Below are 15,026 nucleotides of genomic sequence, written 5' to 3'. Positions count from 1 at the left end.
GGGTTCATTGATGCCTTTAAAAAACAAACAAGAAATCAATAATAAGCAAAAAGCGATGATAAAGAACTATTTCAAAACGGCATGGCGCAATTTAATGCGCGGCAAGGCATTCTCGGTCATCAATATCGTGGGGTTGGCCATCGGGCTTACCGCGTTCTTGTTGCTGGCCTTATACATCAAAGACGAATTGAGTTATGACCGGTTCCACGAAAAGTCCGACCGGATTTACCGGGTATCACGAGAATTTTTGTCGGATGACGGCTCGACTACACTTCATCTCGCGCGTGTGGCCCCTCCCTACGGCCCATTAATTGCTCAGGATTTTTCAGAGGTAGAGCAGATGGTCCGCATGTTGGAAACCAATGCCACCATCCGATACGGCGAATCCATTTTCAACGAGGAAGGGGTCTTTTTCGCAGAAGATGGATTTTTGGATATGTTTACGATCGATATGGCGCGGGGCGATGCGCGTACGGCACTGAAAGACCCGTTCACCATCCTGCTGTCGACCCCCATGGCCCACAAATACTTCGGCAATGAAAGCCCGTTGGGCAAGATGGTCCGTGTGGATAACCGATCGGAAATGATGGTAACAGGAGTGTTTGAACCGCTGCCCGCCCAATCGACCATGCATCCGGAATTCCTGATTTCATTTGCCACCTTGAACGATGAAAATATCTATGGTGCGGAACGTTTGCGGACAAACTGGGGGAACAACTCGTTTAATACATTTTTATTGCTGCCTGAGCATTATGATCCCCAACGGCTGGCGGAAGCCTTCCCGAGCTTCCAAAACAAGCACATGGGAGAAAATACCTCCAAATGGTCCGTATTGCACTTGATGAAATTGACAGACATCCACCTCCATTCGCATACCGATTCGGAAATAGAACCTACATCGGATATCCGATATGTCTATTTCTTCTCCGCCATTGCCCTATTCATCTTGGTGATTGCCTGTATCAATTATATGAACCTGACCACAGCGCGGTCGGCCAAACGGGCAAAGGAAGTGGGTATGCGCAAAGTAGTGGGTGCACAACGCGGCCAGCTTATCAGGCAGTTCCTGACTGAATCTTTATTATATACCATCATTGCTTTGCTGGTGTCATTTGCATTTGTATTTGTCACCCTTCCGTTCCTAAACAATTTATCGGGTAAGGATCTCCTGTATGCCGACCTTTTAAGCCCAGCATTCATAGGCATCATATTGGCCGTGATGCTATTTACCGCGTTGGTTTCAGGCAGTTATCCCGCCTTTTTCCTTACGGCTTTTCAGCCCATCAAGGTATTCAAGGGCAAAGTGGCTACCGACGTCAAGAAAGGAATATTACAGCAGTTATTAGTAACCGCACAATTTGCCATTGCTACACTACTGATTATCTGCACCACGGTGGTGTATAGCCAAATGCAACATGTGCAGGATTTCAAATTGGGTTACTCGAAGGAGCAGGTTATACTATTGCCAGCGGCGGGCGATTCCACCGCATATGAATCAGCACGGCAGCAGTTGATGCAGCATACCGGCATTGTGGATGTCGGGCGCTCATCACGCATTCCCACCGGGCGGTTATTGGATGGCCAAGCAGCCTCCATCATGCGCGGTAGTGAATTAGCACCAACTGGAGCGATGATCAAGGGGTTGGCCATTGACGAACAATTTATTCCCACTTACCAAATCGAAATGGCTACGGGAAGGAATTTGTCGCGCGAGCATCCAACCGACCGTTCAGAAGGGTTTATCCTGAATGAGTCGGCCACAAAGATGCTTGGGTGGGACGATCCGGAAGACGCAATTGGCAACGTCTTTGCGTATGGCGATCAAAAAGGTAGAATTATTGGCGTAACGAAGGACTTCCATTTTGAGTCGCTGCATCAACAGGTGACACCCTTAGCCATGGGTATGAATAATGGTGTCGGCTACGCCTGGTGGTCTGTACGGACTTCTGGCGGGGACATCCGGGCCACGTTGAATCATCTAGAATCGGTATGGAAGGCCCGTTTTCCGGAAAACCCCTTTAAATACGAATTTCTGGATGACCGTTTCGGGGCGCTATACGAGCGGGAGCAGACCCAGCAGATCCTTTTCAGTATTTTCGCGGGCATCGCCATCTTCATTTCCTGCCTCGGTCTTCTGGGGTTATCGATGTTCATGGCCGAATTGCGGATGAAGGAAATTGGCATCCGTAAAGTATTGGGTGCTTCAGTCACCGGCATTGTACAATTGCTCTCCAAAGACTTTTTAAAATTAGTAATCCTAGCCATTATCATTGCTTCGCCATTAGCTTGGTGGATGATGAGTGTCTGGCTGGATGGGTTTGCTTACCGCATCGACATCCAGTGGTGGATGTTTGCCGTGGCAGGATTAGCGGCTGTAGTGATTGCCTTGGCTACGGTGAGCTGGCAGGCCATCAGGGCAGCAGTGGCCAATCCGGTGGATAGTTTGCGGGATGAATAGCTGTCAGCTTTCGGCAATCGGCTACCAGCAATCGGCCAAAAGGTTAGCGAGAAAAGAGCAAGGGACAAAAACGAAGTAAAGATAAAAGGAACAAGGATCGGCTTGTCTAATGACTAAGTACGATGTACTAACTACTAAAAAATGATAAAGAACTATTTCAAAACAATGTTCCTGCCCAAATAAAATCAGTGAATCCGTTTGGTGCAGGATGGAGCCCTATCAACCAGTTTTCCTGTAGGTCAATGGATGATGCACGTTGCAACAGCGTATTCTTATCTTGGACAACTGCTGTTTCCTTTACTTCGATGGCCGTATCGCCATTTAATATGAAATCAATCTCCTGTCCGCTTTTGCGTTGGTAATAGTTTAAATCACCGAAGGCTTTCAATTGCGCAGCTACTGCATTCTCAAAAACCTGGCCACTGGAAAGCAAGTTTCCTGCAAGTGCGTGCAGTAAGCCCGTATCGGCAAAATAAACCTTCTTTTGATGAGCAATCTCCTTATCGATGTTTCGCGTAAATGGTGCAATCTGGCAGATGAGATAAGTTTGTTCAAACAGTTGAACGTAGGAGGCAATTTTCTGACGGTTGATCCCTGAAATACTGCCCAATTTTGAATGGTCTATTTTATTCCCTACCCTTGCTGCCAGTAACTTCGTCAACTTGTACAAATCCTCGCTTTGCGAATAGTCTGCCAATAATTTGACATCCAATTCGATATACGAATTGATGATATCACGAAGTAATTCCATTTTATCCGCAGCATGTGTTTCCAGCACCACTTCCGGAAATCCGCCATAGGTGAGGTATTCCTGGTACCAATTTTTCATTTGGTTGTACCACGATGCTTGAAAAGTTTTGCCAGCGTATTCGTTAAACTTGTCTTTCCAGACTTCTTTGAATACCAAAAATTCCTTGAAACTGAGCGGATACAATTCAAATATGCGCTTTCTTCCTGCCAAGCTTTCGGAAAACCTATTTTTCAAGTAATAGGAACTGGATCCGGTGACAACAAACTTGGTTTGATACGTATCATAAAGGTATTTGACAATACTCGGCAGATCCGCCGAAAGCTGTATCTCATCGATGGCGATTACGCCTGCTGTGGAGAAGTCAAACCCCATCAATTCCATTTCATTTTTTATCTCCTCGTAATTTGGACGGGAGAACAATGCCCTGATCTCCACACGTTCACAATCAAGATACAGTATATTGTCATGATCAAGGCATTTCAATAGATGCTTCACAGCCGTACTCTTGCCTACGCGGCGCATGCCGGTAATTACGGTTACTTGTTTTTTGGATAAATGAGCTTCTAATGCAGGGTATATATTTCTTGCGTACATGGTGCAAATGTAATATAAAAATGACCAAAAATGATAAAAATAATATCACAAAGTATAACTTTATGACAAAACTTCAATCAAATAGTTATACTTTATGTAAACAAACGCATCAACATAGGATGGCTTTCTGTAAATAAATAGTTCAAGCGTCCCGCGGTACCCCTACCTTTTCACGAGTACCGATATACCAGTACCAAATATTGTACAAGTAACAAGGAATGATGGTAATGTAAGCCCATTGGTTGCCGATACCTGTAGCCACAAATCCGTATATCAGCGGCATGATAGCCCCACCTGCGATTCCCATAATTAATATGGCCGATGCTTGTTGTACTTGTTTGCCTTTCAGATTACGCAACGTTTGCGGCCATATCGCCGGCCATAATAGCGCATTGGCAAAGCCCAGTAAAGCGACACTGTATACAGAAAATAGGCCGGGTAATATCAGGACGCAAAACAGTATAACGAGCGCTATCAAATTGGAACTAATGAAAGCCTTTTCTTGACTAATAAATCGGGGTATGATTAATGAACCTATCACATAGCCCATCATCATACTAAAAAGTGTATAAGAGGTAAGCATTTTTGCGAGATCCAGATCCATGGATTGGTAGAGGCCATAATTGCCAATGGTATCGCCAGCCACCACTTCCGCACCTACTGAACAAAAAATGGCGGTGAATCCGGAAAGGACTCGCGCATTGTACAATTTGGACGGCAACACTTTATCAACGTTGCGCGAAATAGCGCGAGTAGACGAAGCAATTTCAGGCAGATTGGCATAGCGGATGAGTGAAGCCAATAACGCTAGGAAAACTGCTAAGATGCTATAGGGTACAATTACTTGGCGGGCCAATACATCAAGCCTAGCTTCTCGTGCTGCAGAAGCAAGTTGTTCCAATTCATGAATTAAATCGCTCGCGTCGCGTAAGATGATGGCGCCAAAAATAATTGGCGCTAACACGCCAGCAAACTTGTTGCATATGCCCATGATACTCATTCGTTGGGCTGCATTTTTGGCTGGGCCAAGCAATGTGATGTATGGATTGACCGCGGTTTGCAATATGGTCAAGCCAGTGCCGACAATAAATAGTCCGACAAGGAACAACGGGTACTCGCGTTGCCAAGCCGCTGGTATGAACAGCAGGCAACCCAGCGCCATGCCGTATAACCCCCATCGCATACCGCCAATCATACCCGTATACCTCAGCAATTTGCCCGAAGGCAGTGCCATGACCGTGTAGGCGATATAAAATGCAAATGTGACTAAGTAAGCCTGCCATTCTTCAAGTTGACAAGCGATTTTCAGATAGGGAATCAAAGCGCCATTTATCCAGGTAATGAAGCCGAACAAAAAAAAGAACAATCCAATCAATATGATTTGACGTGTGTAGTTTACTTTTACATGTAATCGTGTCGACATAACAGGTTTCTTTTCGTTGATTTAATTCCGTGTAGTAGCTAAGAGATTTCATCCGGGCTACCATCGTTCGATGTATAGTCCGGATGAAAATCACAATTGCGCGACCGTTTAATATTGCCTAATAGCCCGGGTTTTGTGTCAGATTGGGGTTGGCATCCATTTGGGGTCTTGGTATCGGAAAGATATTCACATGGTCGCTCGGGTCGGCATCTTTGAATTCCCAAGCATCATTGAATTTCCCGAAGCGGATCAAATCGGTTCTCCGATGCAGCTCAGCGAACAATTCCCTTCCCCTTTCCGCCAAAAGGTTATCTGCGGTTAATGCTGTAAAAGGCGCTACCTTAGCGCGGCTTCTGATCTGGTTGACTAGGCGCAATGCCTCTCCGGTTGTCTGCCCCATCCGGAAAAGAGCTTCCGCTTTCATAAGTAGGACATCTGCATACCTATAAACACTGAAATCGTTGTCCAAGTCTGTCATGGTACCGGAGGCGATCCCCCATTTCCCAATCCGGGCTCCTGCTTGACGAAGCGCTCTGGGCGCCAATTCATTAATTTCCGGGGTGAAGGTTATCGGAGGGCCATCCGGGTCACTGGCCTCTGCTCCGGGATCAACCAAGCGTTCACCAGCCGAACTATATTGTGGCCCAACGAGGAAGTTATTCTTGCGTACATCGGAATCTTCATGCGAATAATAAAAGTTTGCCAACGTACAAAACCCGTTGTAGGGTTGGACCGTTAAATTATATGTGGCCTGGCTTGCATAGTGCAAACTTATCCTATGGTATTTGAATCCCTTAAAAAATACACCATCATAAGGGATAGCAAAAATGAACTCCGAGGAGTTTTGGTTATTGGTACTGAAGTTGTCATAGTAATCAGTAGTCAAACTAAATTTCTCTGAATTAATGATCACATCACAAACCGCTATCGTCTTCTCCCATTGCGGTGTACCTGTATATATTTCCGCATTGAGGTATAGTTTTGCCAGAAGGGCTTGTATTGTATAATAATTAACCCGTCCATAATTAACACCTCCCACATCTTTGCTTAATAAATCTTGTATGGCTAAGGCCTCTTCCTCTACAAATGCATAAACCAAATGTCGAGGAGTGGTAGGCGGTGCATAATCAGCTGGGACATCAAATTCCGTTACAACAGGAACATTTCCAAAGAGATCTAATAATTGTAGGTAAAACAGCGCTCTCAAGCCCCGTAATTCAGCAATGTAACCCTGAATATTTTCGGCATCTATCAAACTGAATTGATGCAATAGCCGATTGCAGGTACTTATCCCTTGGTACAAATATGTCCAGGTATAGTTGACTCTGATGTCGCTAAAATCCCATTGGTGGCGGTGCAGGTTTCGCCATCTACCACCATCGTCCCAATCTTGCCCTCTGGTAGGAACCACTATTTCGTCAGTAGTGACTTCCTGCAAAGGAAGCATACGGTTATGATCAACCCACCAGTCAAGTCTAAAATAAGCTTCACCCAATGCAGAGGCAAACTCCGCGTCCGTTCTAAAGAAATTTTCGGGGGTAATCTCACTAAAAATCTCTTCATCTAGGTTTGTGCAGGATTGAACAATGCCTAACAATAGCCATATTCCTACTAATGTACTTCGTATTAGAAATGTTTTTCTCATGATTAATTTTTTTAGTTCTCCACGTTTATCAAAGACCCAATTGAATACCTACGGTGTATGTTCGGGTGAACAGCCAATTGTTTCGCAAGTCAACCCCAGGTGCCAAAGCACTGCTTTGCCTTACTTCCGGGTCGACCCCTGTATAGCCGGTTATCACGAATAAGTTTTGACCAGATAAGTACACCCTGAGCCTCGACAGCATGTTGGTTCGTATAGGCAAAGTATACCCTAAAGTTGCATTATCCAACATCACATAATCTCCCTTTTCAACATAATGATCACTAAACTTTTGAACGTCGTCAAGAGCTGGGTTGAAGTATTTGGTATTTACGACATTGTAAGATGTTGCGACATTCTTGCCCTCATAAAAGACACGGTATGTGTTAATCAAATCATGTCCAAAGGTTCCGCGTATGAAGAAATTGAGGTCAAAATTTTTATAGGAAAAGGTATTATTGAACCCAAGTTGATATTTCGGCAGGCCGTTGCCAATCACCGTCTCGTCATTTTGGTCAATTTGTCCATCATTGTTCAAATCCTTGAATATCCAATTCCCATCTTCTGTCAACCCATCGTATCGCATTCCCCACAGCAGTCCCAATGGCTGCCCCTCTTCCACAACTGTCGCAGGCGTATTGCCGAGTCCGGGGTTGCCCAAGGTAGAAGTAACACGGCGGCCGCCAAACTCCAATCCTTCTGCTTGGTTGGATAAGGATACCAGCGTATTGGCAAAATAATACGTGCCGTTTAGTGCAGTTGTCCAAGAGAAATTACCTCTTTGTATGGCTAGATAATCGAAGTTTGCTTCTAAACCGCTGCTACTAATCTCGCCAATATTCAATTGTGTAGTTTCTACCAAATTTGGCGGAACAGGTACCGAAAGGGGATAAATAAGGTCTTTTGTGTTTCTTTTATAATAGTCAATTGATCCAGAAAGGCGCGCATCAAAAAGAGTAAAATCTGCGCCCACATCAAATTCTGCCTTTTTTTCCCAACCTAAATCCGGGTTGGCATTGCTTGCAGGACCATAGCTTGGTATCCAGTTTCCATCGTAATAAAAGTTGCCGATAGGCTTTAACCTGAGCAGCGAGAGATAAGCGCTGGGCGGAGTATTGCCTGCGACGCCATAGCTGGCTCTCAATTTCAAGTTGTCTACCCTCGGTATGTCAATCAATTCACTTAAAGCCAAGCCAATACTTACCGCAGGAAAATTACCCCATTTATTGCCTTCGCCAAACATGGTTGATCCTTCCCGTCTCAAACTTGCAGACAAAAAATAGGTGTTGTCATAATTAAGGTTTATTCTGCTGAAGAATCCTATTATTTTACTAGCATCTTTATAGCTTGAGGCCCTTCCTATTCCATTGGCAAAATCAAGAGCAGCCCCCAAATTATTATAGCTGAATGCATCGGAAAGAAAATTACCGCCATTAGCGGCAAAACCATCGTTGTCAAATTCCTGGTATGAATAACCCAACAGACCGGTGAATTTTAACGATTCGAATTGGTCATTATAGGTAGCTGTGCTTTCGAATAGTTGATTGTCGCTTTTACCTTGGTCTTTCGTTGCATATCCGTTTCTGTCCATACCGGTTCCAAGACTATTCTTCGAAAAATATTCGCTACGTTCGGTAGTATATCGCTGCCTACCGTAACGGACCAGAACGTTCAACTTTTCAATTGGCCTAAGCTGAGCCTCTAAATTAATATTAACCAAGTTGGTCTGCCTTTCGTTCCTGACCTGTTCTAGCAATGCAACCGGATTGAGGTAATCGTACAGTGTCTGTTGGAAATATCCGCCATATTGCTCATATACAGGCTCATTGGATCGCACGGGAGATGTAGGGTTATATATTGCAGCATATTTAAAGGCATTGTCACTCCCTCCTTTTGAGTTGAGCGTTGTACTTGTCATATTAAGCGAAACAGAAAGACGATCGTCTAGTGCTTTTTGGGTTAGATTCAATCGACCATTGAGTCGGTTAAAGCCAGAATGGAGTGCGATACCTTGGATATCGCGATAATTAATGGACGCCCTGTAAGTGGTTTGATTTGTTCCACCAGAAAGTGCTAAATTATGGGCTTGCGATTCCGCGGTATTTGTGATTTCATCATACCAGTTTGTATTGTATCCAAAATCTGTACCGACACCCAAATTCCTAAATTCTTCCGCGGTCATGACGTCTACGGTTCTCGCCACTTCTTCGGCAGAATAATAGGCATCGTATTCCAGCAGCGTGCGATCAATAGTGCCCTTTCTAGTCGTAATTAGAATGACGCCGCTGGCCCCTCGACTACCATATATAGCGGCAGCAGAAGCATCTTTTAGTACGTCGATGCTTTCGATGTCATTGGGGTCAACGGCGTTTAGATTAACACCAATGACACCATCTACCACAATCAATGGGCTTGCGTTTCCTCCTAATGTAGAAAGCCCCCTCAGCCGGATGGTAGCTCCTTGGTTTGGATTGCTTCCCGGTTTACTGATGCTTAGTCCTGCCACTTTCCCCTGAAGTAACGTGACAGCATCATTTACGTTCCCCTTATTGAACGTCTCCCGGTTGACGGAAGATACTGCGCTGGTAATTTCCTTTTTCTCTTGCGTACCATAACCGATTACCACGACTTCATCCAACGACCGAATTTCTTCGGTCATTTGGACGTTGACTTTCCGCTGGTCAACTATAGCGATCTCTTGGGTAGCGAAACGGAGATAAGTAAATACCAGGACAACATTTCCTTCCGCCGGCACCTCAATGGCAAAATTCCCATAAGTATCTGTTACTGTACTGACATCAGAGCCTTTTATATGTACATTTACGCCGGCGATTACCACGTTATTTTTATCGGTTACGTTGCCTGTAATGGTTCGGCTTTGGGCATAAGATGACAGGGAAAAGAGCAGGACAACAAATAACGAAAGGGTAATTTTACATACTTTTTTCATAACTTTGTTATAGATTATTTTATATTTATTTAATGTAATGAGGGAGGCACGGCCAATGTCTCCCTTTTTTTATTTGAAGATTTGTCTCATTCGTCCTCCTTTCTTAGTAAGCATCTAATTGGTATAATATGCGTTTAACATTTCGGTATGGTATTTATCAAACATGTGAATTGAGATTGTTATTGGGTCGCCAATAGGCGCGGTGCTGTATGCCTCGTTACCCCGAACCCAGCTCCATTCCCAATCTTTTATATCATTCGTAAACTGTCCCAGGTCAACTTCTCCCCCGTTTGTTTGAGCATGTCTTACATAGGCGAAGAACTTCTCCCAACGCACTTTATAAAATCCTTTCAATAAACCGGCCCATTGCCGGCATGCATAATCGTGCAACCTACTGTCTTTATCGCCCCATAACGTGATTATGTTTCTTGCATTCCTTTCGTAAAGCTTCTGTTCTTCCTCCGTAGTACCCCATCGTTTTGCATCTTCCAGCCACGTACCGAGCAGAAAATCCTTGCGGGCAGCAAGCAGCTGATCTAAGTCGTCTATTAGCTCCAGAAACGCCTTGCTATATTTATCGCACTTCGCAATTTCTTTTTGTCGATATGCTTGTGCATATTTTTGCTGAAGCACGTTGGCATAGTTGGCCAATACTTGCCTTGTAAGGTCTACCAAATCATATTGGAAACCGTCGCTATTTTTCAGTTCAGGGACTGCTTCAATTTGATATGTCCACGCCTTCACGAGTTTCGCTGGCTCATAATACAGCTCGGTTCTTGTCCACCTCGCTTCTTTTTCCAGAGTAGGTCGCCCGGTAATAATAGATTCTGGTCCACCCGATGCCACGTTGCCGTTATAAACGGTATTCTTTAGAATCTGCCATGCTTTTTGCGCATTTTCATTTTCTTTTCCGTACCGGCGTTTTATGTAATCATCAAGCCAGTTATCCAGGGGGATAGGCGTATCCCGCCAAATGTTTTCTACCATTAATGCATACATCACCGGATTTTGCTCTATGGCTTCCGGTGTCAGTCCAATACCCAGCATATCACCTGAATGCTCATCGCGCAACGCCATTGCCGGATCGTTCGCGACATTATTCATCCTACCATAGAGGCTGATGTTGCCCCCGAAATTATGTAACATGCACCATACCCACGGCTTTCCATAATACGCATCAGTCCGGCTCCACACGGGATGGTTTTCACTGATTAGGTCGAGTATAATCATATGGTTGTTGGGAACAGCATTAAGCAAGGCTTTGATTTGGGTAGGTTGCCAGAATTTGGCCATGTAGTGGAACATCCAACCTTGCATTACCCAAGTTGCCTGTGGGTCAGCTTTGGCCATAGACTGGTATGTCCGCCAACTCATGTCGTTCAAAAATGTAGAATCCGATGAAGGTGGTATCATTTCGATAAACGTATCAGCCGAATACAAATGATCAGTACCAAAAGTCCTTTCCTGTTCTTTAATAAACCGCTCGCCTATGTCAATAAATAGGGAGTCGTTGGGATCCAAGACGTAGGTTGGAGGGAAGCCCTGCCATTCAAGCGCATTGAGTTTTGCATTTGGGTATTTCTTCTTGAAATCTCGAGGAACATGGCCAGTAAAGGCCGGCAATACGGGGGTCATGCCCAATGCACGTTGCCGCTGGAGTATTTTCTTTTGCAAGGATTCATGTGCATCTATTAGGCTTTGCGGTAACGGCCCCGCCCAATCGTCTAACACCCCCATCCAATTGAATGCCGAGTATGCCGGACCGCTGAAAAAATTATGTAACTCTTCGTTGGTGAAACCCATGTCATTGTAGACCCGTTGCCAGACGGCATTTTGGCCAAGTACAGCCAAAGGCATATTGATTCCATTGAGTGTCATCCAGTCAATTTCCTTTTCCCATCTTTCCCAATCCCACCACGCCATCGTATAGTTGAATGTGCAGTAATTGAGGTAATAGCGGTATTTATAAGGAGATATTTTGCTGATCTTTTGCTTTACAGAGGGTAATTTTGGCGGAATATCAAGGTTAGTGCCATTCCATGAGATATCGGCATTGCAGAAGGTCTTCAGGTAGTGGTTCAAGGCGGAGCCGATGCTTACACCGTTTGATCCTCGCAGCACAATTTTCCCGCGCTCACTTTCGATCTCGAACTTGTCTTTGCCTTCTTCCGACGGGAGATCCTCCACATCGAAGGCTTCAAAATGTTCTGGAAGTATGCGTTTGATAAAAGCATTGGCCTCTTCCACATTGAGCTGGGCGTGACTGATATTCGCCGAGAAAATCATCAATAAAATGATGCTAAACACGCGAAAGAAAAGATGTATTTGCTTATTCATATACTTATTCTTGATGTGTGCTACGTTGACATTATCGATGATCAGCAACCTAGCACTTCAGCTATGACTCCCTTAGTTTTTGATAAAATCCTGCATCGCCAGTTTCACACTACCATGCTTGAGCAATGCCGATTTCGCCAACTCATAATCATTAATCCCCGCTTGTTTCATAAGCATTCTTACCCCTCTATCGATGAGCTTTTTATTGCTTATCTGCATGTTTACCATTTGATTATCCTCTACCAATCCAATACCAATCATGACCGCAGTAGAGATCATATTGAGTATCAGCTTCTGTGCCGTTCCGCTTTTCATGCGGGTACTACCGGATACAAACTCTGGGCCTACGATCACTTCAATAGGATGATCTGCATAACGAGCTATAGGCGAACCAACGTTGCATACAATACATCCGGTAACTAATCCGGCTTTCTGGGCCATCCGCAATGCTCCAATTACATAGGGTGTAGTACCGCTGGCAGCTATACCGATTACCACGTCTTTTGTAGTGAGCATATGTTGCTGTAGATCTGCCCATCCTGCTTCCTCGCTATCCTCCGCATCTTCGATGCCATAGCGCAACGCTTGATCGCCGCCAGCCATAATACCTACTACCAATGAAGGGGAAACACCATATGTAGGCGGGCATTCACTTGCATCGAGTACGCCAAGCCTGCCACTTGTGCCAGCACCAATATAAAATAGGCGTCCTCCTGCAAGCATGTTTTCTTTTATCACATCTATCAAGCTGCTAATATTTGGTATAACCCGTTCAATAACGAAAGGGACTGTTTTATCTTCTTTATTGATATTCGCGAGTATCTCTAAGGTGCTCATTTTTTCTAAATGCTTGTATAGCGAGGGCTGCTCTGTTGTTTTTTCAAATTCCATGTAAAATTGCGGGTTGGATATGACTAAATTGTTAACTGTGTGTTATATGTACCAGTATATACTAGTACAAATCTATAAATTGTTTTTTATTATGCAAATGATTCAATAATTATTTACCTTGCAACAGATTAATATCGAATGGATACAACCAAGGAAGGACAACAACTTATCAAAATCGATAGTGATTTATCGACTCCCATCTACCGGCAGATTGTTGAATCAATACAGCAGGCAATAGCTGATGGCCATTTGCAACAGGGAGCTCTTATTCCATCTGTGAATGCCATTGCTGCTCAATTTTCCATTGCTAGAGGGTCAATATTCAAAGCCTACAATGAGTTGCGAACAGCGGGCATCATCGATTCCATTCCGGGTAAGGGATATTTTGTAATCAATACCCGCCAAACCAGCAAGCGAAACATCTTTTTGCTGATGAGTACCTATAATCCCTACCGCGAAATATTTTACAGTGCTTTCACAAGTAAACTGAAAAACCATGCTTTGGTGGATATTTACTTCCATCACCATAACATTGAGGTTTTCGAAACCTTGATACAGAATCATACTTCGCATTACAATACGTTTGTAATCATGCCTGAAATCCACAAGCGGACGGAATCGGTATTAAAGCGGTTGGACCAGCGCAACCTATTTATTTTGGATACCGGCTTAAAGGAGTTCGGTAAACGTTACCCTGGGGTTTGCCAGAATTACGAAAAAGATATCTACGCTTTTTTAGAATCTGTTGCGGGGAAGTTGCTCCGGTATAGGCGTATTTTTCTGCTATTTTCAGGGAATATGCGGAACTATGATGTAATCAAAGGATTTGAACGGTTTTTCAAGCTTTCAAAATTTAAGGCGCAGGTCATCCGCAATACCGCGACGTTTGAGCCAAACTTAGGAGACTTATGCTTGGTAATGGATGATAATGACCTTGTGCGACTAGTGTTATATGCCAAAGAAAAAGGGTGGGAGTTAGGGCAAGAGTTGGGCGTTATTTCCTACCATGAGACGCCGCTTAAAAGCATTGTTGCTGACGGAATTACCACCATCAGCCCGGATTTCCATCAGATGGGTATTAGCATAGCTGAAATGATTTTGCAGAATCAGCGTGAACACATCGAAAACCCTTTCTTGATGACCGCGCGAAAATCATTTTAGGTTAAGTGGATCCCGAGATTTGTCGACGCTACCGAAGGACATGAGTGAGCTTTGGAAATCATTCTCAAGACTGAATGGGCTACATGCGCCCACTCAGTCTTGGCCTTGATTATCCACTATTTATTAGGAAGCTGGGCGATTGCTTCCCGATCATAATCCGTTAATCCATCAGGCGAATCGGTTATGCTCCATACAGCTGACTGTACTGCGCTTACTGCTTCATAATACCCCAATGTTTCTCCTTGATATTCTGCTAAATTTATTTTTTTAGTGCTGATCAAATCCGCCAATTCCTTGATTAGCGCGCTCTTTGTAACGGGGCCAAATTGAAAAATGGCATCCGAATCTGACGAGCCCCGCGCGGCATTGATACAATATAAAAATAGGGTAAAATTCGTATTGGTTTTACCGGGCAAAATAATTTTTGTCCCTTGTAATAGCATGCCGTTTTGATAACTGGCGTCGTCACATACAAACACCAATCCTGTAGGTAAGTTTAATTCAACATTTTCACTTTTTTCATTGTAAAGTTTTATACAAACCGTAACATTTATCCCACTCCCAAGTTCGTCTCCATCATTGCAATCGATCCCAATCATGGATCCAGTCAGGCGGATTCCCTCTGGTAATTTGAACAAATCGCCTTCTGGGCTACCCTCAGCCTCGCCCATCCCCGGTATGTTGCCTGGCGTTTCATCCGTATTTTGCTCCGGTTCGGTATCATCCTTTCCGCAAGACTGAAATACGGCTGGGATGATTAAAAATAACATCGCTACGATTAAAAAGCGTTTGATCTGCATAATAGTATAGTCAATAAGT

At 44.2% G+C, this 15,026-nt stretch carries 9 protein-coding genes; 2 read left to right on the top strand and 7 right to left on the bottom strand.

Annotated elements, in window-relative coordinates:
• Nucleotides 1-55 precede the first annotated feature (55 nt).
• A complete protein-coding gene (locus NF543_RS03515) occupies nt 56-2,458 on the top strand; it encodes an ABC transporter permease (protein ID WP_257666721.1) in 2,403 nt (800 codons plus the stop codon).
• A 157-nt stretch (nt 2,459-2,615) separates the two neighbouring features.
• Here NF543_RS03515 and NF543_RS03510 read toward each other — a convergent pair whose 3' ends face one another.
• The 6 genes from NF543_RS03510 to murQ form a co-directional block, all read right to left on the bottom strand.
• Entirely contained in the window at nt 2,616-3,803 is a 1,188-nt protein-coding gene (locus tag NF543_RS03510; RefSeq protein WP_257666720.1) for an ATP-binding protein, read from the bottom strand.
• A 142-nt stretch (nt 3,804-3,945) separates the two neighbouring features.
• On the bottom strand, nt 3,946-5,226 hold the full coding sequence (locus NF543_RS03505) for a sugar MFS transporter (protein WP_257666719.1): 1,281 nt from the start codon (nt 5,224-5,226) through the stop codon (nt 3,946-3,948).
• A gap of 118 nt (nt 5,227-5,344) precedes the next feature.
• The gene (locus tag NF543_RS03500; protein ID WP_257666718.1) at nt 5,345-6,871 is read right to left on the bottom strand and encodes a RagB/SusD family nutrient uptake outer membrane protein; all 1,527 of its coding nucleotides are present in this window, start codon (nt 6,869-6,871) and stop codon (nt 5,345-5,347) included.
• A 28-nt stretch (nt 6,872-6,899) separates the two neighbouring features.
• Nucleotides 6,900-9,818: a SusC/RagA family TonB-linked outer membrane protein gene (locus NF543_RS03495; RefSeq protein ID WP_257666717.1), complete on the bottom strand. Its 2,919-nt coding sequence runs from the start codon at nt 9,816-9,818 to the stop codon at nt 6,900-6,902.
• Between the two features lie 114 nt (nt 9,819-9,932).
• Nucleotides 9,933-12,155 carry an alpha-N-acetylglucosaminidase gene (locus tag NF543_RS03490; protein ID WP_257666716.1) on the bottom strand — a complete coding sequence of 741 codons (2,223 nt, stop codon included), beginning with the start codon at nt 12,153-12,155 and terminating at the stop codon, nt 9,933-9,935.
• Nucleotides 12,156-12,227: 72 nt separating this feature from the next.
• A complete protein-coding gene (gene murQ, locus NF543_RS03485; RefSeq protein WP_257666715.1) occupies nt 12,228-13,046 on the bottom strand; it encodes an N-acetylmuramic acid 6-phosphate etherase in 819 nt (272 codons plus the stop codon).
• 138 nt (nt 13,047-13,184) lie between these two features.
• On the opposite strand from murQ, the gene NF543_RS03480 reads away from it, so the two are divergent.
• Nucleotides 13,185-14,207 carry a GntR family transcriptional regulator gene (locus NF543_RS03480; protein WP_257666714.1) on the top strand — a complete coding sequence of 341 codons (1,023 nt, stop codon included), beginning with the start codon at nt 13,185-13,187 and terminating at the stop codon, nt 14,205-14,207.
• A gap of 116 nt (nt 14,208-14,323) precedes the next feature.
• Here NF543_RS03480 and NF543_RS03475 read toward each other — a convergent pair whose 3' ends face one another.
• Nucleotides 14,324-15,007 (bottom strand): hypothetical protein, encoded by a 684-nt coding sequence (locus NF543_RS03475; protein ID WP_257666713.1) that lies wholly within the window; start codon nt 15,005-15,007, stop codon nt 14,324-14,326.
• Nucleotides 15,008-15,026 lie beyond the last annotated feature (19 nt).

This window comes from Parapedobacter tibetensis, from assembly GCF_024704835.1.
Lineage (GTDB): Bacteria > Bacteroidota > Bacteroidia > Sphingobacteriales > Sphingobacteriaceae > Parapedobacter > Parapedobacter tibetensis.
Note: the sequence above shows the minus strand (reverse complement) of the source record. Positions and strands in the feature narration are given on the sequence as shown.

Bases quoted from the DNA above. Each gene is read 5' to 3' on its own strand.
- NF543_RS03510 (WP_257666720.1), bottom strand. From the start codon at position 3,803: ATGTACGCAAGAAATATATACCCTGCATTAGAAGCTCATTTATCCAAA.
- NF543_RS03515 (WP_257666721.1), top strand. From the start codon at position 56: ATGATAAAGAACTATTTCAAAACGGCATGGCGCAATTTAATGCGCGGC.
- NF543_RS03495 (WP_257666717.1), bottom strand. From the start codon at position 9,818: ATGAAAAAAGTATGTAAAATTACCCTTTCGTTATTTGTTGTCCTGCTC.
- NF543_RS03490 (WP_257666716.1), bottom strand. From the start codon at position 12,155: ATGAATAAGCAAATACATCTTTTCTTTCGCGTGTTTAGCATCATTTTA.
- NF543_RS03505 (WP_257666719.1), bottom strand. From the start codon at position 5,226: ATGTCGACACGATTACATGTAAAAGTAAACTACACACGTCAAATCATA.
- NF543_RS03500 (WP_257666718.1), bottom strand. From the start codon at position 6,871: ATGAGAAAAACATTTCTAATACGAAGTACATTAGTAGGAATATGGCTA.
- NF543_RS03475 (WP_257666713.1), bottom strand. From the start codon at position 15,007: ATGCAGATCAAACGCTTTTTAATCGTAGCGATGTTATTTTTAATCATC.
- murQ (WP_257666715.1), bottom strand. From the start codon at position 13,046: ATGGAATTTGAAAAAACAACAGAGCAGCCCTCGCTATACAAGCATTTA.
- NF543_RS03480 (WP_257666714.1), top strand. From the start codon at position 13,185: ATGGATACAACCAAGGAAGGACAACAACTTATCAAAATCGATAGTGAT.